Genomic DNA, 26,947 nt, shown 5'->3' with positions numbered 1-26,947 from the left:
ATCAGTGATCCGGCTTCTTGCATTTCTGGGCTTATCGCTCAGGCCAGCAGGGACAGCAGCTTGTCGAAGGCTTCGTCGAACAGCTTGAGGCCATCTGCCTGCAATTGCGCCGAGACAGCATCCATGTCCACGCCCAGTTCCGCCAGCTGCGCCAGCACTGCGGCTGCCTGCTCGTGGTCTTCCAGCAGCCGTGGCTGGGCCTTGCCGTGGTCGCGGAAGGCGACCAGGGTGGCGTCGGGCAGGGTGTTGACGGTGTCGGGGCCGATCAGCTCATCGACATAGAGGGTGTCGGGATAGGCGGGATTCTTGGTGCCGGTACTGGCCCACAGCAGGCGCTGCATGTGGGCGCCTGCGGCACGCAGGTCGGCGCATTCGGGGCCGTGCCAGCGGGCTTGCCAGCGGGCATAGGCCTGCCGCACGACCGACACGGCGACCTTGCCCTTGAGCGCCTGGCCGGCCTGTCCCAGACCATCGAGCCTGGCGTCCACCAGGGTGTCGACGCGGGACAGGAACAGGCTGGCCACCGAGCGCAGCTGGGACACGCTGCCGCCGCTGGCAAGACGCTGGCGCAGGCCGGCGACATAGGCATCGAACACGGCGTCGCAGTGCTGCTGGCCAAACATCAGGGTGACGTTGACATTGATGCCGGCGGCAATGGCGGCGGTAAACGCAGGCAGGCTCTCGGCCGTGGCCGGTATCTTGATCATGGCATTGGGGCGGTCTATTGCCGCCCACAGGCGCTGGGCAGCGGCCAGGGTGCCAGCGCCATCGCGGGCCAGGTAGGGCGAGACCTCCAGGCTGACATAGCCATCCAGGCCGGCGGATTCACGATAGCTGGCGGCAAACTGGTCGCAGGCCCCCTGCACATCGGGCACGGCCAGGGCCTCGAAGCGTTGCTCGGCGCTCAGCGGCCGGGCTTTCAGGCGCGCCAAGTCGTCGCCGTAGCCGGCACCGGAGGAAATGGATTTCTGGAAGATGGCCGGATTGGAGGTTACGCCGGCCAGTCCGTCTTCGGTGATCAGTTTCTGTAGCGGACCGGCCAGCAGTTCGCGGGAGAGGTTGTCCAGCCAGATGCGCTGGCCCAGGGATTTGGCGACAAGCAGGGGGTTCATGGCAACGCTTTGCAGGTGGAACAAAGAGGCCCATCTTAGGGTAGACCGTGAGCCCTGGGCAACAGGTCGCCTAGTTATGAACTCGAGTCATTGATGGAGGATAAGGTGCAAAGCAGGCGCCAGGGCAACCCTGGCGCTGGATGTCAGTGCAGTCTGAACCTAAAGGCTCCCCCTGTTTTAGTCCACTCCCCACGCCCTCGCCGCCGCGAGGGGGCCTCGCTGGCGCTCGTGATCATTCTGAATGGGCTTCAGCTCTTGCTTTGGGTTCAGTCATTGATGGGTGTAACGCCTGCACAGGCGCCTTACTCGCCTTGCCGCAGGACCAGCACCACTACTTGCTGCTCAGCAGCAACTCCTGGGGCTCCAGCACCCGGTTGGCGGGAAAGCGGATACGGAAGCAACTGCCCTTGCCTAACTCGCTGCTCACTTCGAGCTTGGCCTGGTGGCGCTGGGCGATATGCTTGACGATGGCCAAGCCCAGGCCGGTACCGCCGGTGGAGCGGGAGCGGCCGCGATCGACCCGGTAGAAGCGCTCGGTCAGGCGGGGGATGTGCTGGGCTTCGACGCCCAGGCCGGTATCTTCCACGGCGAACACCCCGCAGCCGTCTTCTAGCCGCCACTTCAGCCTGATCTGGCCGCCTTCGGGGGTATAGCGCACGGCATTGCTGACCAGGTTGCCAAAGGCGCTGTGCAGCTCGTCGTAATTGCCGCGCAGGCCGGCTTCGCTGAGTACTTCCACGCACACCTGGTGGCGGCCCTTGGACAGGCCCTCGGCTTCGGCAGCCAGTATCTGCGCCAGCTGCACTGCATCGACCCTGTCCTCGCGGCCTTCGGCACCGCTTTCCAGCCGCGACAGCGTCAGCAGGTCTTCCACCAGCCGCTGCATGCGGCCAGTCTGGTCGAACATCATTTTCAGCTGCGACTGGCGGGTGGCGACATCCATGTCGGGCATGTCGATCAGTGTTTCGAGGAAGCCGCCTACCACGGTCAGCGGCGTGCGCAGCTCGTGCGAGACATTGGCGACAAAGTCGCGGTGCACGGTCTGCACTCGCTCCAGTTGGGTGATGTCGCGAGTCAGCAGCAGCTTGCGGGTGCTGTCGAAGGGCACCAGTTGCACGCTGAGTATGGTGTCGCTGCCGGCCACGTTGCGGAGGATGACAGGCTGGCTGTAATCCTGGGTGGTGAGGTAGTGCTGGAAGGCGGGCAGGCGCACCAGATAGGCCACATGCTGGCCCAGGTCTTTCTTGCGATCCAGCCCCAGGTGCTGCATGGAGCGCGGGTTGCACCATTCGATGCGGTCATTGCTGTCCAGCACCACCACGCCCTCGGGCATGGCTTCGCCAGCGGCCACAAAGCGATCGAGGGCGGCGGAGAGTTTGCGCTGGCTCTTGCCCTGCGCCCGCACCATGCGGTACAGCCGGCTGTAGACGCCTTCCCAGGCGCCGTAGCTTTCCGGGACGGTATCGGGAGTGGGGTCGTTGAGCCAGCGGCCCAGCCGATCCAGGTTGTAGAGGTGATAGCCCAGCAGGGCCAGCAGGCTGCCCGACAGCACGGCCAGCGATATCCGCCAACCGACAATGGGCTGCAGCAGCAGGGCCAGGAAGATTGCGCCTAACAGCAGCGCGGCAGTACGCCACCAGAACATGAAGTCAGTCCGTTCAGAAAAACGCAGTAGGCACGGCGGCCTGATAGCCTCGCCGTGCCGCGACCACTATCGGCTTGCGCCGAGTTTAGAGCGGCGAACAAAACCCAGCGTAGCGGTTCTGGCTAGGCGTGCGAGCGATGGCAGTACATGGGTACGGCAAGCTCGCACAACAACGCCAGAAGGGTTTTGTTAGCGGCTCTTACAGGGCGGAGAGCCGGTAGCCCGTGCCACGTACGGTCTGGATCAGTGCATCGTGCCGGGTTGCTTCCAGCGCCGAGCGCAAGCGGCGGATATGCACATCCACCGTGCGTTCTTCCACGAATACATGGTCGCCCCATACATGATCCAGCAATTGGGCGCGGGAATGCACGCGCTCTGGGTGGGTCATGAAAAAGTGCAGCAGGCGGAACTCGGTGGGGCCCAGGTCTATGGGCTGACCGTTGCCGTTTACGCGGTGGGTGGCAGGGTCCAGCGACAGGCCCTTGACCTCGACCAGGTCGTCGGTCATCTGCGGCGCGCGGCGGCGCAGTACCGCCTTGATACGGGCCTGCAGCTCGCGGGGGCTGAAGGGCTTGGTGATGTAGTCGTCGGCCCCAGTCTCCAGGCCGTTGATCTTGTCGGTCTCTTCCGAGCGGGCGGTCAGCATGATGACCGGTACCTGGCGGGTGCGCTCGTCGCTACGAATCTTCTTGGCGAACTCGATGCCGGACATGCCGGGCAGCATCCAGTCCAGCAAGATCAGGTCGGGCAGGGCGTTCCTCACCACGCTCATGCCGGCCTCGGCGGAATCGGCGCGCAGGACGTGGTGTCCGGCCTGTTGCAGATTAAAGGCGATCAGTTCCTGGATGGCGGGTTCATCTTCGACGAGCAGAATATTGGCTGGCATCTTGGGTAGGCTCTGTTGTGCTCTGGATTGAGGAGTTGTTGCGAGCTTAAGTAACCAGCGTGACGGAAATATTACAAGTCATCAGATTATAATGCGCTGCCTTGCCCCATGCCTGGGATATACCCATACCCGGCAGGCGGCCCAACGCGGTATCATAGCGAGTTGACGTCTACATGATATCGCTTCCCCATGGCTGGCCTGCGCCCCGATAGCCCCATTCCTACCGAACTTACCCTGCATGCGGCCAGCCGTGTGCTGGAGGTCGCGTTCGACGATGGTGCGTGCTATCAGCTGCCTTGCGAATACCTGCGGGTGTTTAGCCCATCGGCCGAGGTGCGTGGCCATGGCGGGCCGATGCAGACCGTGCCGGGCAAGCGCCTGGTGGCGATACGCGGCATTGAACCGGTTGGCCACTATGCCGTGAAGCTGGTGTTTGACGATGGCCATGACAGTGGCCTGTATGGCTGGGATACGCTGTACGAGCTGGGTCGCGATCAGGCGGCCAACTGGAACGACTACCTGCAAAGGCTGGCGCTTGCCGGCCTCTCTCGAGACCCCGTATGAGCGAAGACCAAACCACCCATTTTGGCTACAAGACCGTTGCCGAATCGCAGAAGGCCCAGAAAGTGGCCGAGGTCTTCCACTCCGTGGCCAAGAAATACGATGTGATGAACGACCTGATGTCTGGTGGTCTGCACCGGGTATGGAAGGCCTTCACCATTGCCCAGAGCGGTGTGCGCGAGGGCGGCAGGGTGCTGGATATCGCTGGCGGCACCGGTGACCTGTCGCTGGCTTTTCTCAAACGGGTGGGCAAGAGTGGCCAGGTCTGGCTGACCGACATCAACAGCTCCATGCTGACCGTGGGGCGCGACCGCCTGCTGGACAAGGGTTACTTGAACCCGGTGGCCCAGTGCGATGCGGAGAAGCTGCCCTTTCCGGCGAACTATTTTGATTGCGTTACCGTGGCTTTCGGACTGCGCAACATGACCCACAAGGATGCCGCGCTGGCCGAGATGCTGCGCGTGCTGAAGCCCGGCGGCCGTCTGCTGGTGCTGGAGTTCTCCAAGGTGGCCAAGCCGCTGGCGCCGCTGTATGACCTGTATTCCTTCAAGCTGCTGCCCAAGATGGGCGAGCTGGTGGCCAACGATGCGGCCAGCTACCAGTATCTGGCGGAGTCCATACGCATGCATCCAGGCCAGGAAGAACTGGCGCAGATGATGCGCGACGTGGGCTTTGCCAAGGTGGACTACTTCAACCTGACCGCCGGTGTGGTGGCGCTGCACAAAGGCTTCAAACTCTGATGGCCGTGCATTGCCCCGGTTGCCGCGCACCGATGACAGCGGCCCACTATGCCCGCCGCCAGGGCGGCACCGTGGAATTGGACTTCTGCTTCAGCTGCCAGCTGATCTGGCTGGACCAGCACGAGAGCGCCCAGCTGGCGCCCCAGGCAGTGGTGCAACTGTTCGAACTGTTGCATGTCCATAAGGAAGAAGGCCGTTACGGCCTGCCTGACAAGTTCAACTGCGTACGCTGTGGCGTTGCAATGCAGCTGACCCACGATGCTGTCCGCAACAACCGCTTTGTCTACCACCGCTGCAGCGCGGGACATGGCCGATTGATCGGGTTCTGGCATTTTCTGCGCGAGAAGCAGTTTGTCCGCGACCTGAGCGCGCCGGAGCGGCAGGCATTGGCGGTGACCGTGGCCCAGGTCAAATGCACGGGCTGTGGCGCACCGGTTGATATCCGCAAGGACGATGCCTGCGGCTACTGCCGTGCGCCGGTAGCGGTGCTGGACAAGGAGGCGGTGGCCAAGGCGCTGGAAGGCTATCGTGCCGTGCCCATACCGCAAGCGGCTCCCACTCCGGCCGCGAGACCGGCGCCAGCGCCGGCTCAGGCGGGCAACGGCAGCGGCAACCTGATTGATGCGATCGATCTGGTGGGAACCGGGCTTGCCGTGGTGCTGGCTTTACTGGACTAATAGCGGCATGGTGGACGCCATGCAGCAAAACGGCCGGAGGTGGAAACTTGGCCGATACTCGATAACTTGATTTATTGACTTGCTGGGAACGTTAAAAATGAGCATCGGTTTGTTTATCGACGGCGCCTATGCCTATAAGGCATTCGGCCGGGAAAAGATCAACTACCTGGAATTGCGCAAGCTGATAGAAGAGGAACTGGGTGACCAGGTGGATGAAGGCTATTTCTTCAATGCCGACGACAACCAGTCCATGTCTTCCAAGCTGCACAATGCCTTGTCGTTTCCCTATCCCAAGGGCCCTGGCCTGCGGGTGAAGAACTACTGGCTGCAGAAAAAGCAGCTGTACTGGCCCAACCACCTTGGCGGTGGCCCGGTGGTGCACCCCGAGCAGACGCACGTCACCTACGAGATCACCACCCAAAAGGCGGTCGACGTGGGCCTGGTCTATCACATGACCCGTTCCTTCCATAAGCGCAAATGGACAAAGCTGGCCCTGTTTGCCGGCGATGGCGATTTCCATGAGCCGGTGCAGAACCTGGTGGAGTACGAGAACGTCGATCTCTACCTGATCGGTTCGCTCAACAGCATCGCCGATGTGCTGCGGCCCTATGCCCGCCGCATCATCGAGGTGGATACCGACCCGGTGAAGAGCCGTCTGCGTTTTGTTGACCGTTGGCGCGAGCCCAACGAGCGCTACAACGACGAACAGCCGGTCTGATCCATGCTGCGGCTGGCCTTGCTCAATCACCTGCTGAACCAGCGGGCAGACCTGCGGGGTGAGTTGCGCCACCATGCCGGACAGGTGGTCGCCATCAGCGTGCCGCCTTTCCGCCTGGTGTTTGTCATTGGTGACGACGGCTATCTGCTGGCCAGCGAGGCACCCCCTCACGCCAGTATCTCTATAGCCCCCTGGCTGCTGCCCCGCCTGGCCTTGCGCGACCCTGCCGCCGAACGTGAGCTGCAACTGGCCGGCGACAGCCAGTTGGCGGCCACGGTAGGCCGGGTACTGCAGGCGCTGGATTGGGATGCGGAGGCGGATCTAGCGCGGGTGGTCGGTGACATACCGGCGCACCGGATGGCTACTTGGGCACGCGAGCTGGTGGGCGACCCCCGCCGCATTGCCCGCAACCTGGCCGAAGCCACCCAGGAATACCTGCAGGAAGAAGCACGGCTGCTGGCTACCCGGCCGGCCACGGCGCATTTCGTGGCGCAGGTGGATACCCTGCGTGACGATGTGGCCAGGCTGGAGAAGCGGCTGCAGCGGCTGGAACGACCCACCACGCCACCCGAGATGCCATGAGCGAGCTATTGTTCCGTACCGACGCCTATCTACGCCTGTGCACGGCCACTGTCACGGCGGTGGACGAGCAGGGGCTGCAGTTTGACCGCACCGTATTCTACCCCAACGGCGGCGGCCAGCCTGGCGATAGCGGCCAGTTGCTGCGACAGGATGGCAGCACTGTCGTCATCAGCAATACGGTGAAGGGGGCGACGGCTGATGCCGTGCTGCACCTGCCCGCCGAGGGCAGCAGCCTGCCGCAGGTGGGTGAGGAAGTGACCCTGGTACTGGATTGGGATCGCCGCTACGCCCATATGCGCTACCACACCGCCCTGCACCTGCTGTGCAAGGTGGTGGCGGCGCCGGTTACTGGCGGCCAGGTGGCGGCGGACAAGGCTAGGCTGGATTTCGCGGTGGAGATGGATGCACTGGACAAGGAGGCCATCGAAGCAGGCCTCAATGCCCTGGTAGCGGCGGCGCAGCCGGTGACTGCCCGCTGGGTGGACGAGGCCGAGCTGGATGCCAATCCCGAGCTGGTCAAGACCATGTCGGTATCGCCCCCGCGTGGCACGGGCACGGTCAGGCTGATCGAGGTGACCGGCACCGACCTGCAGCCCTGTGGTGGTACCCATGTGCACAATACGGCCGAGGTAGGCCGCCTGGTGGTGCAGAAGATCCGCAGCGAAGGCAAGCAGAACAAGCGCATCATCATCGCCTTCGCCTCCTAACACTCAGCAGGCGGGTACTGCCCCGTCCCATTCATGTTCCTTCTGCGCCTCTTCAAGATCATCCGTATCGTCTTTGCCTATGGCCTGGATGAGTTCATCCTCGGCCACGAGCGCGTGCGTGGGCTGGAGGCACTGGTCAGGCTGGTGTTGTTCTGGCGCCGGCTGGATGCCCCGCGCGCGGTCCGTTTGCGCCGCGCACTGGAGCGGCTGGGGCCTATCTTCGTCAAATTCGGCCAGGTGCTGTCCACCCGGCGCGATCTGCTGCCGCCCGATCTGGCCGACGAACTGGCCCGGCTGCAGGACAAGGTCAAGCCTTTCGACAACCGGCTGGCCGAGCAGGTCATTACCGAGGCGCTGGGCTGCCAGCTGGAGCAGGTGTTCCGCCGTTTCGACGCCAGCCCGGTGGCGTCGGCCTCGGTCGCCCAGGTGCACTATGCCGAGCTGCATGATGGCCGGCGGGTGGCGGTGAAGGTATTGCGTCCCGGCATCCTGCCGGTGATCGAATCCGACCTGGCCCTGCTCAAGGTCATGGCCTGGCTGGTGGAAAAGCTGTTTGCCGATGGCAAGCGGCTCAAGCCCCGCCAGGTTGTGGCCGAATTTGATCGCTATCTGCATGATGAACTGGATCTGCAGCGCGAAGCCGCCAATGCCAGCCAGCTCAGGCGCAATTTCCTCAATAGCGACAAGCTGATCGTGCCTGAGGTGTTCTGGGATTACACCAGTCGCAATGTCATGGTGCTGGAATGGATGGACGGCACGCCCATCTCGCAGATCGAAGCCATGCAGGCCGCCGGCATAGACCTGAAAAAACTGTCGCGCTTCGGGGTGGAGATATTCTTTACCCAGGTGTTCCGCGATGGTTTCTTCCATGCCGACATGCACCCCGGCAATATCTTTGTGGCGCCGGACAATCGCTATATCGCTCTGGACTTCGGCATAGTCGGCAGCCTGTCCGACAACGACAGGCGCTACCTGGCCATCAATTTCCTGGCCTTTTTCCAGCGCGACTACAAGCGGGTGGCGACTGCCCATATCGAATCGGGCTGGGTGCCCAAGGACACCCGCGCCGAGGAGCTGGAGGCGGCCATACGGACCGTCTGCGAACCCATATTCGACAAGCCGCTGGCCGAGATATCGCTGGGCCAGATACTGCTGAGGCTGTTCGAGACCTCCCGCCGCTTCAATGTGGAAATCCAGCCGCAGCTGGTTTTGTTGCAAAAAACCCTACTCAATATCGAAGGCCTGGGCCGCCAGCTCGACCCCCAGTTGGACCTGTGGGCCACCGCGCAACCCTTTCTGCAGCGCTGGATGAACGAGCAGGTGGGTTGGCGTGCGCTGTTGCGCCAGATCAAGAACGAAGCGCCTTATTGGGCGGAAACTTTGCCTGCGCTGCCGCGAGCCATTGCCAACCTTGCCGACCCGGCACGGCAGACTAAGCTGATTGAAGTGACTGAGCATTTGCTCGAAAGCCAGCGCCAGCGCAATGAGTGGCTGGCCACCATCGCCGGCCTGCTGGCGGCGCTGCTGGTGATACTGGCACTGGTACTACGCTAGCCCGGCAGGCGCTCCGGGAGGCGAGGCAGAACATGCGCCCTTCCTTCAACTCCCGGAGACTGCACGTGCGAACCTTCAAGCCCCTAGCCCTTGCCGTAACATCCGCGCTGGCCGTCACGGCCTGGGCGGATGAGTCCAGCTTCAGTGTTTCCGGTTTTGGCACGGTCAGTGCCGTCAAGACCGATACCAACGATGCCCAGTTCCGCTCGGGTACCCGCCAGCCCAACGGGGCGGACCGCTCCGTCAATTTTGGTGTCGATACCAAATTGGGGGTGCAAGTGGTCGGCAAGATGAACGAACAGTTCTCTGCCACCGTGCAGGTGCTGTCGCAGAAGAACCGCGACGGCAACTTCAAGCCCGATGCCGAGTGGGCCTTCCTCAAATACAACATCACCCCCGATCTGTCCGTGCGCGGCGGCCGCATGGGTCTGCCCATTTTCCTGATATCGGACTACCGCAACGTGGGCTACGCCAACACCTGGGCGCGGCCACCGGTGGATGTGTACGCGCAGGTTGCCGGTGCCTCGTACGGCGGCCTGGACCTGATCTGGAAAATGTCGCTGGGCGACAATACCCTGACGGTGCAGCCCTATGCCGGTGAGTCCAAGTCGGAGCTGCCCAGTGGCTTTGATTTCCATTTCAAGAAATTGCTGGGGGTGAATGCCACCTATGAAATGGGCTCATGGCTGTTCCGCGCCGGCTATGTGGGCACGGATATCACCGCCACCAGTCCTGGGCTGACCACCCTGATTGCCACCATGCGCGGCGTGGCGGCCAATCCGGCATTGCCGGCCTCGGTGCGTGACCCCTGGGGCAAAGCCACCAGCGAGCTGGAGATCAAGAAAAAGAAAGCTTCGTTTGCGGGCCTGGGCGCCATCTACGACGACGGCCAACTGGTGTTCCAGGGCGAATACACCCAGCGCCGCACCGATAGCCTGGTAGAGGATACTGATGGCTGGTACACCACCCTGGGCTACCGGTTCGGTGACATCATGCCTTATGTCAGCTACGCCGATGTCCGCACTGACCTGAACCATGCCGCAGACAACCTGCCCACCCCCACTGCCAGCCTGGCTGGGTTGAAGGCTGCCATCATCGATACCAAGGCCGGGGCCGATCAGAGCACCACGACCTTGGGTGTGCGCTGGAACGCCTGGAAGAACGTGGCGCTCAAAGCCCAGTTTGACCGGGTGGAGACGGAGGTGGGCAAGGATCATTTCTTTGCTGCTGCCAAGCCTGGTTTTGCCGGTAAATCGGTGAATGTCTACACCGTTGCTGTCGATTTTGTTTTCTAAAGGGGGACGACCATGAAAATCAGTCATTTCGTGCTGGTCACCCTGCTGACCGCGGCGGCACAGGCGGATGTGGCCGTGGTGGTCAATCCCAAGGCGGCGGTGGATAGCTTGTCGGCCGAGCAGGTGGCCAACCTGTTCCTGGGCAAGGCCAATAGCTTTCCCGGTGGCGGGGCGGCCACGCCGGTGGAGCAGACCGATGGTGCCACCCGCGCCGAATTCAGTACCAAGGTGCTGAAGAAGGACTCGGCAGGAGTGAAGGCACACTGGGCCAAGATGCAGTTCACCGGCAAGGGTACGCCGCCCAAGGAGCTGGGCGGCAGCGCCGAGGTAAAGAAGTTTGTGGCGGGCAATCCCAATGCCGTCGGTTATGTCGACAAGGCTTCGGTGGATGGTACGGTCAAGGTGGTCGGCAGCTTCTGAAGCCTGCGGGCAATCGCCTGGCCAAGCCAATGCTGCTGTTGTGGTGCAATGAAACGGGCGCTTTGGGCGCCCGTTTTCATGTGCTGGCGCGGTGTCGTGGGTCTGCCGGAGGTGAGGCAACACATGCCGATAGCATCAATCGGGCAACAAAATCGTCATCAGGACTCGCCAGTGCGCAAAGTGATCGACGGGCGGGCATTGGTCACTAAGCATCTAATCAGCAAGCGAAATTTCCGCAATAGCTTGCTGTGACAAGGCCGCAGCAGGGATATCCGATACCACATACGGGTTGAATTGCTGCGCCGCTATGAGGTAGGGTGCGCGCTGATCATCGAACCGGCCCGCTTGCCGCAAGGCAGTACGGCGGGTTGCGATGCGCCATCGAGCCCCTGGGGACCCCTTGACGGGGTGCTTGGCTGGGCTTGCCCAAGACACCCATTCTGAGAGAATTCCATGCGGACCAAAAAAGAGCTGATCGACGCACTTGCCGAGCGTACCCAACAACCCAAGACCGTTACCGAAGCTTTTGTCGATGCCCTGGGCGATGCCCTGCGCGACACCCTGGCCAAGGGCGAAGAGGCTGTGTTGCCGGGCGTAGGCAAGTTCTCGGTTAAGGCCAAGGCTGCCAAGACCGGCCGTAACCCCAAGACGGGCGAAGCCATCCAGATCGCCGCGCGCAAGTCGCCGGCTTTCAGCGCCCTGAAGGCCCTGAAGGATGCCGTCAACGGCTGATCGTTGTGCTGGTGGGGCCTCCCCCGCCGTACACGAGAACCCCGCCCTGGCGGGGTTTTTTATTGCCTCTGCGGTGGCCTGGGCTTCGACAGGCCCTAAGTGTCAGCGGGCTGTACGCCGTAAGCGGCGAATTCGCTAGCGAATTCGTTCAGCGATTCGTCGATGAAATCCGGCACGTAGCGGGTCATGATGTCCAGCAGCACCAGGCTGTTGACGGCCGCATCGTCCTGGGTGGCGGCACGCAAGCGCTCGGCGAAGTCGCGATTCATGATGTGCAGCTGCTGGTAGGCCTGCCGCAGGCCTTGCAGACGCCAGTCCGGCGTTTGTCCTTGAGACTGCCGCAGGTATTGGCCCAGCAGATACATGGAGGCGACCCGGTAGAGGGTTTCGCGTTCGGTGGCAAAGGGCAGATGGAAGCTGGCCATGGGGGCCAGAAATCCAGTATGGGGGCAGCCGCTGGTCGCGGTCAGCAAGCCCATCAATGAGCTCAGGGCGCGCTGTGCCGTGGTGCGCAGGCTGACGGTGCGTGCCGCCATGGTTACGGTAGCCTGCAGTTCCTCGTGCGAGCATTGCAGGCTGGTGGTGCTGACCAGATGGCTCAGGCGCACCGCCAGAGGGCATTGCGGGACCTCTGCCTCATCCAGGGGGCAATGGCGGCAGCGGTGGAACGACAAGTCCATCCAGCCGGCATTCGTGCCGTCGGGTGGGGTGGCGGTGGCGTCGACCATAAACTGCTGTTGCCGACCATCGTCGTAGCGCAGGAGGTAGGTGATGTTCCCCATGGGGCCTTTCTGGTAGTTCCCTTCAGGCTGATGCCGCACCTGGTATGGTTTGCCAACGTGGTATAGGCAAAGCTGCCGGCTGTGTCCAATCCGACACAGGCCCGGTTTGATGCAGCTAGCCGTAGGCGAGTTGGGATGCAGGTTTTTAGGGTATGAGCAGGACAAAGGCATGGCACCCAGGGTGTGGGGCAGGCTTTTGTCACCGATGGGATGTGCTTTTTGCCGCGCTCACCCAAATGGGGGAGGCGGGGTGACAGTCGGGGCTGCTATCCATCAGGAAAGGCGCTGCAACTTGCTGCATTGCATGCGCCCAGCGCCGGGCGGGCCAGTAGACGACATCGCAGATGGTGGTCTTCCCGCTTACCCGAACAAGCTGTCGATACAGATAGCCTTGCCGTTGTCGTGCTCCACATCTGCCATGATGGGGCGCCGAGGAGGAGAGCATGGCAACCCTACTGGTCATCAATGACCTTCTGTACCAGCGTGACCTGCTGGCAGCCCTGCTGCGGAAGGCCGGCTACAGGGTGCAGGTGGCGTCGGTGGCGGAGGTGATGGCCCAGGTGCGGGACAGGGCCCTGACTGCCGATATGGTGGTGGCGGACATGAACTGCCTGGCTGCCGATATCGCTGAGCTGGTCAGTGTGATGCTGGGCGATGTGGCAGGCGCTGCTACGCCGGTTCTGGTCTGCGCCGATGCAGCGCAGGCGGCGGAGGCCCGGCAGTTGTGCCGGCGCCATGGGCATTTGCTGCTGCTGAAAAAACCCTATGAATCGTCGCATCTGCTGGCTGTAGTACAGACTGCACTGGGCAGCCGGCATACCCCTGACCGCCCGGCTGGATCGCAGCCTGTCGCCGCCGCCTTGCAAGCACCCGTTGATGGCAATTCTCCTGGCCACGTGGCATCTGACGCTACGCCCCACGATGCCGAGTTTCGCAAGCCGGCGTGGCTGGCGCTGCAGGCGGCGGCATCGCTGTCGGCTGTGGGGCTGGAGCGACTTGCAGCGCAGCGTGCCGCGGTGATCGAGCTGGGATTGAGGCTGGCATCCGAGCGGGATGTGGATGCCATGCAGGCCATCTTTGTCACGGCTTGCCAGGCCATACTGGGCGCGCGTTATGCGGCCGTGGGCTTGAGCGACCGGCATGGGGCTTGGCATGTACGTGGCTGTGGCCTGCCGCCGCCACTGCTGGCCGCGTTGGCAGCGGTACCGGTGGCGGGCAGTCTGCTGTACCAGGTGCTGGCATCCGAGCAGGCGCAGTGCTGGCATGCAGGCACACCGCATCCCACTGGAGCCCTGCCCTCAGGGCACCCCCCTGTCCATGCCCTGCTGGGCGTGCCCTTGCGCTCCTTGACCACCATACACGGCTGGATGTATGTGGCCGAGCCGCAAGGACGAGCGGACTTCAATGCCGATGATGAACACCTTGCGGTGACGCTGGCGGCCCAGCTGGTGCTGGCCTACGAGAACCTGGTGCTGTATGAGCGTGTCCAGCACTACGCCGGTTCGCTGGAGCGGGAGATTAGCCAGCGCCAGGCTGCCGAATCCCGCTTGCAGGAGACCGACCAACGCTTTAAGCAGTTGGCGGAGAACATCAACGAAATTTTTTTTCTCAGCAACCCCGACAACACCGAGATCTATTACATCAGCCCGGCCTATGAGGCGGTGTGGCAGCAAAGCTGCGACAGCCTGTATGCCGATCCGCAATCCTGGGGTAGGGCCATACACCCTGATGATCACGCCAGGATAGGGGTGATCTTGGCGCGCATGACCAGCAGCGGGCGATTTGACGAGGAGTACCGCATCGTCCGGCCCGATGACTCCGTGCGCTGGATACGGGCACGGGGTTTTCCCATAGTGGATGGGCAGGGCGTGCTGCAGCGGGTGGCCGGCATCGCCGAGGACATTACCGAGCTGAAGACTCAGCAGGACAGGATAACCCGGCTGAACCGGCTGTATGCGGTGCTGTCAGCCATCAATTCCACCATCGTGCGGGTGCACCAGCGCCAAGCCTTGTTTGACGAGACTTGCCGTATCCTGGTGGAAGTGGGACGGTTCGGTGCGGCCTGGATAGGGCTGCGCGACCAGAGCACGCTGGCTATCCGGCCTGCCGCCAGCAAGGGGGCCAGCCCGGCGCTGCTGGAGCAACTGCACCGTGCGCTGGATGCCGAGGGCCCACGGCAGACCCTCAGCGAGGCCATGCGCACTGGCCACACCACGATCTACCACGACTGGCTGCGGCGCTATGCCGACGGTAGCCTGACCGATCCCTCCCTGCTCAATGCCTTTCGCTCGGCCGTGGCCATGCCATTGCGGGTGGGCGGGGCCCCGGTGGGCATACTGAGCCTGTATGCCCATGACGCCGATTACTTCGACGACGAGCAGATGCGGCTGCTCAATGAGCTGGCAGGGGATGTGTCATTTGCCCTGCAATACATAGAGCAAGGCGAAAAGCTTCATCAACTGGCCTATTACGATGCGCTGACCGGCCTGCCCAACCGTACCCTGTTCCACGACCGGCTGGTGCAGATGCTGCAGAACGCCCGCCACAGCGAGGTGCGGGTGGTGGTGATCATGGTCGACCTGGCGCACTTCCGGCAGCTTAACGATACCTTGGGCCGACATATCGGTGATGGCCTGCTGCAGGCGGTGGGGGAGCGCCTGATGGCGTCGGTGGCGGAGCCCTGCAGCATCGCGCGGGTCTCGGCCGATACCTTTGCCGTTGCCGTCGGCGAGCTCGCGCGCGAGGCCGATGCTACCTCTATCCTGCGGCGGCGTATCTTCGGGCCGCTGGAGCAGCCGTTTACCGTGCCATCGGGTAGTGTGTTCCTGTCGCCACGGGCCGGTATCGCCTTTTTTCCCGACGATGCCGCTGACGCGGAAACCCTGTTCTCCAGGGCTGAGATGGCCCTGAAGCAGGCCAAGCGGTTGGCGGAGCCACACTCCTACTATTCGCCTGAAATCAGCTCCAGCATCGCCCAGAAGCTGACGCTGGAGGCGGCGCTGAAATCGGCCCTGGACGACCACCAGTTTGTATTGCATTACCAGCCGCGAGTCTGCCTGCAGTCTGGCCATATAGTGGGGGCGGAGGCCTTGATACGCTGGCAGCACCCCGAGCTGGGGCTGGTGCCGCCGGCCAGCTTTATTCCGCTGGCTGAAGAGAGTGGGCTGATAGTCCCCATCGGTGACTGGGTGCTGCGGGAGGTGTGCCGCCAGCAGGCCAGCTGGGCACAGGCGTATTGCGAGCTGGTGCCGATTGCCGTCAACCTGTCGGCCGTGCAGTTCCATAAAAGCCAGTTGCAGGAGACTATCCTGGCAGCCCTGGCCGATGCGGGGCTGGAAGCGCAGTACCTGGAGCTGGAACTGACCGAATCGGTGGTCATGCGCAATCCGGATGACACCGTGCATACCCTGCAGGCCTTGCGCCGCAAGGGCATCAAGCTGGGGCTCGATGATTTTGGCACCGGCTATTCGTCCCTGGCCTATCTCAAGCGCTTTCCATTCGATCTGGTCAAGATAGACCGGACCTTTGTCACCGATATCACGGTCAACCCGGGCGATGCCGCCATTGCCACGGCAGTCATTGCCATGGCGCATCAGCTCAAGCTCAAGGTGGTGGCCGAGGGGGTGGAAACGGAGGGTCAGCTCAACTACCTGCGGGAGCAACGCTGCGACGAGATACAGGGTTATTACTTCAGCCCGCCCTTGCCGGCAGATGACTTTGTCGCCCTACTGCGTGAGCGTAGGCAACTGGCGCCAGTGCGGCGGCCTGAAGGTGAGTCGCGTACCGTGCTGCTGGTGGACGACGAGGTCAGCATCTTGCTGGCACTCAAGCGCATGCTGCGCAACGAAGGCTACCGGGTGCTGACGGCCAATAGCGGCGCCGAGGGCCTGGAGATGCTGGCGGTCAACCGGGTGCAGGTGATTATTTCCGACCAGCGCATGCCCAATATGTCGGGGGCGGAGTTTCTCAGCATCGTGAAGGAGATGTATCCCGACACCGTGCGCATCATCCTGTCGGGCTACTCTGACCTGCAGGTGGTGACCGAATCCGTCAATCGCGGCGCTGTCTTCCGTTTTCTGACCAAGCCTTGGGAGGATGAGCAACTGCGCGAGCATATCCGGGACGCGTTCAACCGCTATCGCCCCAGTGCTGAGCTGCGCTGAACGCCGGCTGTCCTGTTGCTGCTGGCGTGCTTGCCTGGCGTATATACCTTTTTGGAAGTCCCTTGGGTCTGTTGCGGTGTGGGCCAGGCGTGCGATTATCCACCCCTGTCCATTCAACAGAACTGTCTGCCCATGTCGCTGCTCTCGCAAGGTGTTGTCCTGCTCGCTTCCGCCGTGGTGGCGGTGCCCTTGCTCAAGCGCCTGGGCCTGGCCTCGGTCTTGGGCTACCTGGCCGCAGGGGTGGCCATCGGCCCCTGGGGCCTGGGGCTGATCGCCCAGCCTGACGCCATACTGCATACCACCGAGTTCGGCGTGGTGCTGCTGCTGTTCATCATCGGGCTGGAACTGCAGCCCTCGCGGCTATGGGTACTACGCCGGGCGGTGTTTGGCCTGGGCGGCGCCCAGGTGCTGCTGACCTCCTTGTTGCTGGCCCTGCTAGCCTGGCTGCTGGGCTTGCCCTGGCTGGCGGCGATCGTGGCGGGCCTGGCGCTTTCGCTGTCCTCCACCGCCTTTGTGCTGCAGATGCTGGCAGAGAAGAACCAGCTCACCACCCGCCACGGGCGTGACGGCTTCGCCGTGCTGCTGTTCCAGGATCTGGCGGTCATCCCCTTGCTGGCCATTTTGCCCCTGCTGTCGCCGCTGGCATCGACCGCCAGCAGGCCGCCGGCTTGGGTGTCGCTGGCCGCCGTGGCCGGTGTGGTGCTGGGGGGGCGCTTCGTGCTGCGCACCTTGTTGCGCAAGGTGGCCAAGGCCAATAGCCATGAGCTGTTCGTGATGGCTACGCTGCTGATCGTCATGGCGACGGCCTGGGGTATGGAGGCGGCGGGACTCAGTCTCTCGTTGGGCGCTTTCCTGGCTGGGGTGCTGCTGGCTGATTCCGAGTACCGGCATGAGCTGGAGGCCAATATCGAGCCGTTCAAGGGCGTGCTGCTGGGCCTGTTCTTCGTGGCGGTGGGCATGGCGGCCAATCTGGGCCTGCTGCTGGCGCAGCCGCTGCTGTTGCTGGGCCTGGCCTTAGGCCTGATTCTGGTCAAGGCGGCCGTGCTGTTGCTGATAGGACGGATGGCTGGCATGGAGGGCCGTACCCAGCGCCGGTTTGCGGTCTACCTGGCGCAGGGCGGCGAATTTGCCTTTGTGCTGCTGACCCTGGCTGTGGGGCAGCATCTGATGGACAAGGCGACGGCGGACCTGCTGGCCATGGTGGTGACGCTTTCCATGGCCATGACGCCGTTTGTGGTGCTGCTGCATGAACGCTGGATTGCGCCACGGCTGGACGAGCAGACGGTGCGTGAGTTCGATCAGATCAAGTCGGACCAGCATAGGGTCATCATTGCCGGCTTTGGCCGGTTTGGCCAGATCGTGGCGCGGGTGCTGCGCATGCGCAAGATACCGGCCACCGTACTGGAACACAGCTTTGAGCAGGTGGATTTCGTCCGCCGCTTTGGCAACCGCATCCATTACGGCGACGCCTCGCGGCTGGATGTGCTGCGGGCGGCGGGCGCTGCCGATGCCGAGTTGTTCGTGCTGGCCATAGACGACGTAGAAGCCTCATTGCGCACGGCGGAAACCGTGCGCGAGCATTTCCCGCACCTCAAGATCTACGCCCGTGCGCGCAATCGTTTCCACTACTATCGCCTGCGCGATCTGGGCGTGACGGTGGCGACCCGCGAGACCTTTGCCGCTAGCCTGGAAATGGCCGGCGGGGTGCTGCAGGGGCTGGGTGTTTCATCGGTAGGCGCGGCCAGCACCTTGGCGGCATTCCGTGCCCATGACGAGGCCCTGCTGGACAAGCAATACGCGGTGCACCACGACGAAACCCAGCTGATGCAGACCGCCCGCGATGCCGCCCAGGAGCTGGAAGGCCTGTTTGAATCCGATGGGGAGAACGATGCCCCCAGCACCCCTGGTGCACCCGACATCGAGGATATGCGCAGTTGGGGGGCATGAAGGGGGCTTGTGCGGGGGCTGCACTGGCGCCTGCTGCAACCGCCACCGCCCATCCATGACCTGCGTTGATCACAGGCGCTGAAGCTCATTCAGCGAGATAACGAGCGTCAGCGAGGCTCCCGCGCGGCGGCGCGGGCGGGGGGGGGGTGGATTCAATCAAGGGGAGAGCCTATAGGTTCAGGCTTCGCTGACGTTTAGCGCCAGGGCTTCCCCTGGCGCCTGCTCAGGCGTTACCCCCAGCAATGCCTTCAGCCCATGATAGGCTCGACAAGTGTTCCTCACAGGCTCTTAGGTTCGCTGGCCTCTATCACCCACGGCTCTGCCGCTGCGGCGGCATACCATTCCCGCATGGCGGGCAGGGCCAGGATATGGTCTACCCAGGCCTGGGTGCGGGCGGGCAGGGCGATGGAGTAGGTGTGGCAGCGGGTGGCCACCGGGGCGTACATGGCATCCAGTATGCCGAACTCGCCCATCAGGAAAGGGCCGGCAGCGGCATGGCGGCTGCGCAGGCTTTCGATCAGTGCAGCGAAGCGGGTGATGTCGCGTTCCACCTCGGGTGGACGCGCGCTGGGCGGTACCTGGCGGCGTACATTCATGGGGTAGTGCTGGCGCAGGGCGGCAAAGCCGGCGTGCATCTCTGCCGCCAGCGAGCGGGCCTCGGCCCTTTGGGCTGGGTTGCTGGGCCAGAATGGCTGCTCCGGAAAGCGTTCTGCCAGGTACTCGCAGATGGCCAGCGATTCCCAAACCTGTATCGGGCCATCCAGCAGGCAGGGCACCTTGCCGGTCGGCGCGTAGCGCAATATGGCTTCGTGGCTGCCGGCCTGCTGCAGCGGTATCACGATCTCCTCGAACGGAATGCCGGCCTGCTTGAGCAAGAGCCAGGGTCGCAGGGACCAGGAGGAGTAAGCCTTGTTGCCGATGACCAGTTGCATGGGATGATTCCTTGGAAGACAGGCGGCAGCGGGTGTGGTGGTGATATGGGCCAGCGCTAGCCAGTGGCAGCGTTGCCCTAGCGGTGCTGCCGCCTCAGCTGCAGATAGCGATCACGCGGGCGGCCTTGTGTCAGCAATAGCGGCAGGATGGCTTCCAGCGCCGTGGCCTGCCAACCCAAGTGGGCGGGGAAGCCGGCAGGATCGACGCTATCGACCTTGAGTGAATCGAGGTTGTCGGTGCTCAAGGGCGGGTTGGGCAACAGGCCCAGCAAGCTGGCCTGCAGGCGTGCCAGGCCGTCAGGCAAGCTCAGGACGGGCCTGGGTGTGCCAGCGGCCCGCCCGATCAGGCGGACCAGCTCTGCCATGGTGTAGACCTTGGGGCCGACCAGATTGAGCGACTGGCCTATCAGGGCATCGTCCGTCAGCGCTGCCACAAAGGCACGGCTGACATCCTCCACCCAGACGGGCTGCATGCGGGCTTGGGCGCCGCCCATGGGCAGGCAGGGTGCCAGCTTGAGCAGATCGGCAAACAGGCTGACAAAGCAGGTGCCCGGGCCAAAGATCAGGGAGGGGCGGAATATCGTCCAGTCCAGCCCGCTGGCGCGTATGTGGGTCTCCGCCTCGCCCTTGCTCTGCTGGTAGTGCGACGGCCCGGCCGGGTCGGCGCCCAGCGCGCTCATATGCAGATAGCGCTTGATGCCGGCTGTGGCCATGGCCGACATGATCTTGTCGCTGAGTGCCACATGGGCGTGACGAAAGCGCTCGGGCGAGCCGTGCAGTATGCCGACCAGGTTGATGACGGCAGCGTGGCCGGGCATCAGTGTCGCCAGGGTGGCAGCATCGTGGACATTGGCGTTCACTACCTCGACGCCGGGTAGTGGGATGAGGTTCTGCCGGACTTTCTCGCGGTCGCGGGTGGGCAGGGTGACGGTGTGACCACGGGCGGCAAGCCGCTCGGCCAGTGAGGTGCCGACAAAGCCGGTGCCACCTATGACCAGCAGGCGGGCATTGCGAGGGACGGGCATGGCGGGCTCCAGCGAGAGGGTATGTATTGTTCTAGCCGGTTTTGCATGGAGAGGCCAGCTTGGCACCCGTCGGCTGCGCCCCTGCCTGGATGATCCGCCAGGCGGGGGCGGCGGCTGGTTAGGGGGTATCGCCCAGCGACACGTCCACGCCGCCCTTGGGCGGAATGACGCCCAGGCGTTTCTTCAGCGAGGTTTCGCCCCGGCCAAAAGCCTGCGAGTAATAGATGGCGTTGCTCATCACCTTCTTGACGTAGTCGCGTGTTTCGCTAAAGGGGATGCTCTCGGCGTAGATGGCGCCCTCCAGTGCGCGGTTGGCGCGCCATACGCGGGCGCGGCCTGGGCCGGCGTTATAGGCGGCGGTGGCCAGCACAGGCTGATTGCCCAGGCTTTCCAGCACGTGCTTGAGGTAGAAGGTGCCCAGCTGCACATTGGTGCCTATCTCATTGACGGCCACCGGGCTGTAGCTGACGCCGACCTTCTTTGCCACCCAGCGCGCCGTGGCCGGCATCAGCTGCATCAAGCCCTGCGCCCCCACATGTGAGCGGGCCACGGTGACAAACCGGCTCTCCTGCCGTATCAGGCCATAGACCCAGGCATCGTCCAGTTCCAGCTCGCGGGCATAGCTCTGGGTGACATCGCGGTAGGGAGCCAGGAAGCGCAGGCTGAAGTCGTGGATTTCACGCGTGCGTTCCGCTGAATAGATGGCGCGGTCGTACCACTGTGCCTGGCGGGCGACCTCGGCGGCGGCCAGCAGCTGTCTGTCGCTGAGCCCGCGCATGGTCCAGTTCCATTCGCGCAAGGCATCCAGCCGCCAGTCCATGTCATTGAGCAGCAGGGCGCGCTGCACCCCGGGCAGCTTTCGTATGGCTTGCAGTTCTTCGGCATTGGGCTTGTAGCGGCCGACGGTGACATCAACCACCGGGCCGATCTCGTCACGTGCCAGCAGACCGTAGAAATGGTGTTCCGCCATCAGTTCGGCGTAGCGGCGGTTGGCTTCTACGCTGTTGCCGGCTTGCTGGTAGGCACGGGCGCGCCAGTAGCGCCAGGCGGGGTCGCGCTGCTGCTCGGCAGGCATGGCGTCGATCACCAGCGCGACGCTGGCCCAGTCGCCTTGGCGCAGCGCGCTGCGCACATACCACTCGCGCCCTTCGCTATCGAGCTGGGCCGGGGAGGCGCCACGTGCAAACCACTCCAGCGCCCTGTCATCGAGCTTGCGGGCCGCTTGGTAGGCAATCTGGCTCCAGGCATGGCGGCGGTCGGCTTCCGGCAGGCGTTCGCTCAGCTTGCCCAGCAGGGACACGCCGGCATCAGGCGCACTGCGCGCCAGGCGATCGACGGCGAACAGGGCCAGTTCGCGGCCGCCACGGCTGTTGAGCGCCAGCAGGGTGGCCGCCTTGTCGGGCTTGGCGGCAATGGCACGTACGGTACGGGCGTCCATGCCGGCGGGGTTGTCCAGCCTGGGCAGCAGCTGGATGGCGAATTCGGGGTTGTTGGCATCGAAGGCCAGCCGTATGCGTGCCCAGGCAGATTCATTGTTCAGGTAGCCCAGCTTGAACAGCTGGTCGAATACCGGGGCACAGGCGTCGGCCAGGCCCTTGGCGTTGAACCACAGTGGCTTGCCCTCGCGCAGCACGGTGGCCATGTCGCCTTGCTGCATGGCCAGTTGCAGGCGATAGCAATGCAGCTCGCTGGCGGGTTCCCATTGCAGCAGCTTGGGCCACTCGCGTGCGAAAACCGCCCAGTTGCCGCGCTTGCCCAGACTCTTAAGCCAGTCGCCCCTGAGCCTGTCGGCCAGCAGGCTGCCTTGGTAGCGCTCCAGGTAGTCGGTCACCTCGTTATCGGCCACATCGTCGATCTGGGCATTGAGCAACCAGTAGCGGGGGTACATCTCCAGCGGCGTGCCGTCGATACGCTCGGTCAGGTCGGCCACCTGGGTCAGGCGCCCGGTGCGTGCTGCGTCGCGCGCTGCACTCATGTCGTCGGGCAGGGCGGCGTGGCTGAACAGGGTGGCAAGGCTAAGCAGCAGGGCGGGCAGGGCAGGCTTCATAAGGCGGGCATTCGGGCAAGGTTGAATCGACTGTAACACAAGCTGTAGCAAGGGTTATCAGGCAAAACTTGCATAGCGGCACCGACTGTCATTCCATTAAGCCTATGACCAAGTTGATATTGCAAGGTGGCGGCATGGCCGTGCCGCTGGAGACCGAGGCCGAGACAGGTAGTCTGCTGATCGATACGGTGCGCGATCTGGCCCGTGACGGCTGTCTGCCACTGTACTGGAGGTGTGGCCGTGGCACTTGCGGTGCGTGTCTGGTTCATCTGACGGTCTATCCGGTACAAAAGGATGCCTTGGTCGTGATGTCTGGCAAAGAGCGCAATGTGCTGGCGCGCCAGGGTCTGTTGACCGCAGAGCAGTGCGCTGCAACATTTTTGGCCGATACGCCAGCGCTGCCCAGGCTGGCCTGCCATGTGGTACTGCCACCCGGTTTGCTTAAAGTGGACTGGTAAGCGGCAGTGCCTTGATTGGCGCGGTTCTGCACTGTCATGTGTTGCAGTTTGCAAACAGCGCAACTACAAAAAATTGTTGGTACGGCACGATGTCGCTTAGATTGCATTCCACACCAACCGGCACATAGACCGGTTTTACCCGCCGCGTGAGTTCTCGCCGCTGCGCGGGTTGAAGACAGTCACATCCGGGCCACAAGCTCGATGGCGACAGTCAGGCTTCCCCAATGCAATTCCAGTAACTGAACAACACGCCGCCGGGCCGTTGCCCGGCTCACCGTTTTCGTCACGGTGGGGAGAGTGTTTTCTGCTTCTTCCTGCTGTCGGAGGGTTAGGCATGTCCTGGTTTGCGAGCGCTGTTGCGCTTCCCCCTGCCCTGGCGCTATCGCCGGGTTGCCACGCTATTGCCGTGCGCCGCCATGCTGCGGCCGACTCGCCCTTGCCAGCCTGACGCTGGCCGACCGAACACCCCCCAGGCTCCACGTCTCTGCCCCACATCCATGGGGGAGGGTCGGTGGTTTACATCCAGCGTCGGCGGAGCCACGGCGCGAAGTAGCAGTGCAAACGGAGCAATAAGCAATGAGAAGAAACACTGAGTGGGCACCGTTGTTCAAGCAAGGCGGTGTCGCCCTCGCGTTGGCCATGTTGGCTGGCACGGCGGTAGCGGGTTCGGGTTCGTCCAAGTCGAACACCATCGACATGACGAATCGCATCATCCTGAAGTACAAGGCTACCGGTCTGAGCGCGGCTCAACTGGCTGGCCCAAGCGCTGCGTCGCTGCAGGCCGGCATCCAGGCCGAGCGCCAAAGCCGTCTGCAAGCCGTGGCCGCCCGTTTCGGCGGCAACGTGACTTTCCTGCGCTCCGGTGGTCTGGGTACCCAGGTCTGGAAGCTGGACAAGCGCATGAAGGTGAAGGAAGTCGCCGCCCTGGCCGAGCAAATGGCCAAGGCCGATGCCAATATCGAATACGCTGAAGCTGACCGCGTGATGACGGCCATGGCTGCTGCGCCTAACGACAGCCGCTGGGCTGATATGTGGGCCCTGCAGACCAGCTCGGTCGGCATCAATGTGCTGAACGCCTGGGATCTGTCCACCGGTAGCGGCGTCAATGTGGCCGTGATCGATACCGGCTATCGTCCTCACGTCGACCTGGCTGCCAATGTGGTGGGCGGCTACGACATGATCAACGATACCGCCGTCTCCAACGATGGTAATGGCCGCGACAGCGATGCCAAGGATACCGGTGATTACACTGCCGCCAACCAGTGCCAGCAAGGCGACCCCGCCTACGGCTCCAGCTGGCACGGCACCCACGTTGCCGGCACCATTGCTGCCGTGACCAATAATGGCGCTGGCGTTGCCGGTATTGCCCCTAATGCCAAGATCTTGCCGATGCGCGTTCTGGGCCAGTGCGGTGGCTATACCTCGGACATCGCCGATGCCATGATCTGGGCAGCAGGCGGCACCGTCAGCGGCCTGCCCACCAACCCGAACAAGGCACGGGTGCTGAACCTGTCCCTGGGCGGCGGCGGTGCGTGTGATACCACCAGCCAGAACGCTATCAACGCCGCACGCGCCAATGGCGCCGTGGTGATCGTGGCTGCCGGTAACGAGAACCAGAACGTCAGCAACTCCAGCCCGGCCAACTGCTCGGGCGTGGTGGCAGTGGCTGCCTATGGCAAGACTGGTGCTCGCGCTTACTACTCCAACTACGGCACCCTGGTGGATATCGCTGCTCCTGGCGGTGACCAAAGCAGCGGTGACGCCAACGGCATCCTGTCGACCCTGAACGCTGGCAGCACCACGCCAGGTGCAGACAACTACGCTTACTACCAGGGTACCTCGATGGCTACCCCGCACGTAGCCGCTGTTGCTGCCCTGATGATTGCGGCCAAGCCCACGCTGACGCCGGATGAAGTGGAGGCCAAGCTGAAGTCGTCGGCTCGTCCTTTCGTTGCCACCTGTAGCGGTTGCGGCACCGGCATGCTGGACGCCTATGCTGCCGTGCAGGCTGCCATTGGTACCACCCAGCCTCCGGGCGGCGGCACCACCATGAACGAAACCGAGTCGAACAACACCCGTACCGCTGCCAACAGCGTGGCCACCAGTGGCACCACCGTTAGCGGCAACATGGGTTCCAGCAGCGACACCGACTACTTCAAGGTGACCTTGCCTGCTGGCAAGACCCTGGCTGCAGTCATGACCCCGGGTTCGACCACTGCTGACTATGACCTCTACCTGTACAACTCCGCCGGCAGCCAAGTGGCATCCAGCGAATTGGGCGCAGGCAAGGTTGATAGCGCTTCGGTGAAGAACAACGGCAGCGCTTCGGCTACCTACTACGCTCGCGTGTACTACTACGCTGGCGGCACCGGCAGCACCAACGGCAAGTACACCCTGAAGCTGACCTGGTAATCGGTCACTGCATGATGTACTGCAAGCGGGGCCAGCTCTGGCCCCGTTGGATGGCTGGCCGTAGGTCAAGGCTGCACACAGGGGGCTGGACGGTTTCCTGACCGACCAGCGCTGCAGCCTTACTCCCGGTACGCGCCGGCCATCCTGCCATGCAATACCAAAGGCCGACACCATGGTGTCGGCCTTTTCATATTCTGTATCCGCACCCGGTCGGCGCTAATTGGCGGGTGGCGATACCGCGCCTCCGATCAGCTCGCCCAGGCTGCGGTTGAGTGCTGCATCCTCTACCACGAAGAACATGCCGCCCCGGCCATTCTGCGAAGCGCCGCATTTGCCGGCAAGTGTGCCCTCCTGATTCATGTCGCCAAATATGGCATAGGGCCGGTCGCCCGAGGTGCTGATGCCCAGCTTGGCATGATTGTGGTTTTTGCCCAGCCCGCCGGTCAGGCTGAATGGTGTACCACCCCACTGGCCGGCCAAGACATTGACCACCGGGCCGGGCTGGGCCAGGCTGCTGTCCCAGCAGGCGGGCGGCTTGGACCCATCGGTACTGGGGATGACCTGGCTGGGTTTGTCGGCCTCCCACCAACTGGCCACCTTGAGGGCGGCGCTCTGTAGTTCGGTCGATACCAGTTGCCAGGGGGGCACCTGCAGGCGGGCGGGCTTGGCGATGATGCGCACGCCGGTGGAGAGGGGGACGGAGGTGACGATACGTGCCTGCGACTTCGTCCCTAACTGGGACACCAGGTCCTGAATCTCTTGCGGGCCGCCATTGCGCACGATCTGCGGATTGGTGGGGTCGGTCACCACGCTGGCGGTCTGCATGGCCAGCAGGACGGTACGGACATCGGCGCGATTCAGGCGCAAGGCAAAGAAATGCTGGCTGACCATGATGTTGTCGGTCGAGGCGATGCAGCCCAGGGTATTGCCATCACCGCTGCGCGGGCGTGCCTGGCTGGCTGCCGCCGGCCAGGAGGGGGTGCTGACCTGCATGACCAGGCCATTGCCCGTGTCATCCCAGGCGAGCAGGCCCTTCGAGTGCCCCCACGGCGCACTGCAGCTCTTGCCGCAGTGGGCGACATCGGGGGCTGAATAGAACTGGTCGTTCCACACCACGTAATAACTGCTGCCCTGGTAGACCTGGCCGAAGGTTGCACCTACCGGGTCGGTGGGAGTCGTACCCAGGCAGTTGCTGCCCTGTTGCAGTTCGGCGTTGGCGCTGCTGGCATAGACATATTGCTGGCTATAGCCCGACGACGGTGCCTGCAGGGTGCCGCCAAAGGCGCAGGTATTGGCTGCAGCAGCCTGGCCGCAGCCGGGGAAGGTCTGGGCGTTGAACTTGAAGGCGAACCACCAATCGACCGGTTGGCCTGCAGCCAGGATAGGGCCAGGCCCTGCATGGGCCAGCATAGCTGAGACGGCCAGTGTCATCAGTGCCAGCCGGTGGGCTCGGCAGCCTGCGCGGACGCTGCCCGCGTGCCGCCCGCTGTTGCCAACGCTCTGCTTCTTGCCCATGACTCCCCCGTTGCTGGCGCCGCCGCCATGATCCCTG

Annotated in this window: 22 protein-coding genes; 14 read left to right on the top strand and 8 right to left on the bottom strand. The window is 63.4% G+C overall.

The genetic code is table 11. From position 1 onward, the window contains the following. Positions 1 to 38: 38 nt before the first annotated feature. The 3 genes from tal to phoB all read right to left on the bottom strand — a co-directional run bounded on the left by tal (position 39) and on the right by phoB (position 3,643). Positions 39 to 1,112 carry a transaldolase gene (gene tal / locus QWZ03_RS14370; RefSeq protein WP_290333358.1) on the bottom strand — a complete coding sequence of 358 codons (1,074 nt, stop codon included), beginning with the start codon at positions 1,110 to 1,112 and terminating at the stop codon, positions 39 to 41. A gap of 331 nt (positions 1,113 to 1,443) precedes the next feature. Further along, positions 1,444 to 2,757 carry a phosphate regulon sensor histidine kinase PhoR gene (gene phoR, locus QWZ03_RS14365; RefSeq protein ID WP_290333357.1) on the bottom strand — a complete coding sequence of 438 codons (1,314 nt, stop codon included), beginning with the start codon at positions 2,755 to 2,757 and terminating at the stop codon, positions 1,444 to 1,446. Positions 2,758 to 2,956: 199 nt separating this feature from the next. Next, entirely contained in the window at positions 2,957 to 3,643 is a 687-nt protein-coding gene (gene phoB / locus QWZ03_RS14360) for a phosphate regulon transcriptional regulator PhoB (RefSeq protein WP_284194977.1), read from the bottom strand. A 189-nt stretch (positions 3,644 to 3,832) separates the two neighbouring features. Between phoB and QWZ03_RS14355 the strand changes: the two genes are divergently transcribed. From QWZ03_RS14355 to QWZ03_RS14310, 10 genes are all read left to right on the top strand, one after another. Then, the gene (locus tag QWZ03_RS14355) at positions 3,833 to 4,207 is read left to right on the top strand and encodes a gamma-butyrobetaine hydroxylase family protein (protein ID WP_290333356.1); all 375 of its coding nucleotides are present in this window, start codon (positions 3,833 to 3,835) and stop codon (positions 4,205 to 4,207) included. Then, positions 4,204 to 4,944: a bifunctional demethylmenaquinone methyltransferase/2-methoxy-6-polyprenyl-1,4-benzoquinol methylase UbiE gene (gene ubiE / locus QWZ03_RS14350; RefSeq protein WP_290333355.1), complete on the top strand. Its 741-nt coding sequence runs from the start codon at positions 4,204 to 4,206 to the stop codon at positions 4,942 to 4,944. Before QWZ03_RS14355 ends, ubiE begins: the two co-directional genes overlap by 4 nt. A 32-nt stretch (positions 4,945 to 4,976) precedes the next feature. Continuing rightward, entirely contained in the window at positions 4,977 to 5,621 is a 645-nt protein-coding gene (locus QWZ03_RS14345) for a hypothetical protein (protein ID WP_373322422.1), read from the top strand. A 97-nt stretch (positions 5,622 to 5,718) separates the two neighbouring features. Next, the gene (locus tag QWZ03_RS14340) at positions 5,719 to 6,339 is read left to right on the top strand and encodes an NYN domain-containing protein (protein WP_284194973.1); all 621 of its coding nucleotides are present in this window, start codon (positions 5,719 to 5,721) and stop codon (positions 6,337 to 6,339) included. 3 nt (positions 6,340 to 6,342) lie between these two features. After that, a complete protein-coding gene (locus QWZ03_RS14335; RefSeq protein WP_290333353.1) occupies positions 6,343 to 6,921 on the top strand; it encodes a ubiquinone biosynthesis accessory factor UbiJ in 579 nt (192 codons plus the stop codon). Beyond that, positions 6,918 to 7,628: an alanyl-tRNA editing protein gene (locus tag QWZ03_RS14330; protein ID WP_290333352.1), complete on the top strand. Its 711-nt coding sequence runs from the start codon at positions 6,918 to 6,920 to the stop codon at positions 7,626 to 7,628. Before QWZ03_RS14335 ends, QWZ03_RS14330 begins: the two co-directional genes overlap by 4 nt. A 33-nt stretch (positions 7,629 to 7,661) precedes the next feature. Further along, positions 7,662 to 9,182 carry a ubiquinone biosynthesis regulatory protein kinase UbiB gene (gene ubiB / locus QWZ03_RS14325; protein ID WP_290333351.1) on the top strand — a complete coding sequence of 507 codons (1,521 nt, stop codon included), beginning with the start codon at positions 7,662 to 7,664 and terminating at the stop codon, positions 9,180 to 9,182. A 65-nt stretch (positions 9,183 to 9,247) separates the two neighbouring features. Further along, the gene (locus tag QWZ03_RS14320) at positions 9,248 to 10,477 is read left to right on the top strand and encodes a porin (protein ID WP_290333350.1); all 1,230 of its coding nucleotides are present in this window, start codon (positions 9,248 to 9,250) and stop codon (positions 10,475 to 10,477) included. Between the two features lie 12 nt (positions 10,478 to 10,489). Then, on the top strand, positions 10,490 to 10,897 hold the full coding sequence (locus tag QWZ03_RS14315; protein WP_290333348.1) for a type 2 periplasmic-binding domain-containing protein: 408 nt from the start codon (positions 10,490 to 10,492) through the stop codon (positions 10,895 to 10,897). A 453-nt stretch (positions 10,898 to 11,350) separates the two neighbouring features. Further along, entirely contained in the window at positions 11,351 to 11,629 is a 279-nt protein-coding gene (locus QWZ03_RS14310; RefSeq protein WP_284194967.1) for an HU family DNA-binding protein, read from the top strand. A gap of 95 nt (positions 11,630 to 11,724) precedes the next feature. Here the strand turns inward: QWZ03_RS14310 and QWZ03_RS14305 are convergent, their stop codons facing one another. Then, positions 11,725 to 12,411: a DUF6901 family protein gene (locus tag QWZ03_RS14305; RefSeq protein ID WP_290333347.1), complete on the bottom strand. Its 687-nt coding sequence runs from the start codon at positions 12,409 to 12,411 to the stop codon at positions 11,725 to 11,727. A 443-nt stretch (positions 12,412 to 12,854) separates the two neighbouring features. On the opposite strand from QWZ03_RS14305, the gene QWZ03_RS14300 reads away from it, so the two are divergent. Together QWZ03_RS14300 and QWZ03_RS14295 are read left to right on the top strand one after the other, a co-directional pair. After that, positions 12,855 to 16,574: an EAL domain-containing protein gene (locus QWZ03_RS14300; RefSeq protein ID WP_290333346.1), complete on the top strand. Its 3,720-nt coding sequence runs from the start codon at positions 12,855 to 12,857 to the stop codon at positions 16,572 to 16,574. Positions 16,575 to 16,706: 132 nt separating this feature from the next. Next, positions 16,707 to 18,521, top strand: a complete 1,815-nt coding sequence (locus QWZ03_RS14295; protein ID WP_290333345.1) for a monovalent cation:proton antiporter-2 (CPA2) family protein — start codon at positions 16,707 to 16,709, stop codon at positions 18,519 to 18,521. Positions 18,522 to 18,799: 278 nt separating this feature from the next. Here QWZ03_RS14295 and QWZ03_RS14290 read toward each other — a convergent pair whose 3' ends face one another. From QWZ03_RS14290 to QWZ03_RS14280, 3 genes are all read right to left on the bottom strand, one after another. Further along, entirely contained in the window at positions 18,800 to 19,453 is a 654-nt protein-coding gene (locus tag QWZ03_RS14290) for a glutathione S-transferase family protein (RefSeq protein ID WP_290333344.1), read from the bottom strand. A gap of 77 nt (positions 19,454 to 19,530) precedes the next feature. After that, entirely contained in the window at positions 19,531 to 20,478 is a 948-nt protein-coding gene (locus tag QWZ03_RS14285; protein WP_290333343.1) for a complex I NDUFA9 subunit family protein, read from the bottom strand. Between the two features lie 118 nt (positions 20,479 to 20,596). Next, entirely contained in the window at positions 20,597 to 22,525 is a 1,929-nt protein-coding gene (locus QWZ03_RS14280; RefSeq protein ID WP_290333342.1) for a lytic transglycosylase domain-containing protein, read from the bottom strand. A 104-nt stretch (positions 22,526 to 22,629) separates the two neighbouring features. Between QWZ03_RS14280 and QWZ03_RS14275 the strand changes: the two genes are divergently transcribed. Both QWZ03_RS14275 and QWZ03_RS14270 read left to right on the top strand, forming a co-directional pair. Next, positions 22,630 to 22,983, top strand: coding sequence for a 2Fe-2S iron-sulfur cluster-binding protein (locus QWZ03_RS14275; RefSeq protein WP_290333340.1), 354 nt, complete (start codon positions 22,630 to 22,632; stop codon positions 22,981 to 22,983). A gap of 576 nt (positions 22,984 to 23,559) precedes the next feature. Next, positions 23,560 to 25,395, top strand: coding sequence for a S8 family peptidase (locus QWZ03_RS14270; RefSeq protein WP_290333339.1), 1,836 nt, complete (start codon positions 23,560 to 23,562; stop codon positions 25,393 to 25,395). A gap of 216 nt (positions 25,396 to 25,611) precedes the next feature. Here QWZ03_RS14270 and QWZ03_RS14265 read toward each other — a convergent pair whose 3' ends face one another. Next, the gene (locus tag QWZ03_RS14265) at positions 25,612 to 26,826 is read right to left on the bottom strand and encodes a deoxyribonuclease II family protein (protein ID WP_290333338.1); all 1,215 of its coding nucleotides are present in this window, start codon (positions 26,824 to 26,826) and stop codon (positions 25,612 to 25,614) included. Positions 26,827 to 26,947: the final 121 nt, after the last annotated feature.

Origin of the sequence: Chitinimonas viridis (assembly GCF_030409555.1) — a bacterium.
In the GTDB taxonomy this organism is placed as follows: Bacteria; Pseudomonadota; Gammaproteobacteria; order Burkholderiales; family Chitinimonadaceae; genus Chitinimonas; species Chitinimonas viridis.
The sequence above is the reverse complement of the archived record's forward strand: the minus strand, read 5'-3'. Positions and strand labels throughout refer to the sequence as shown.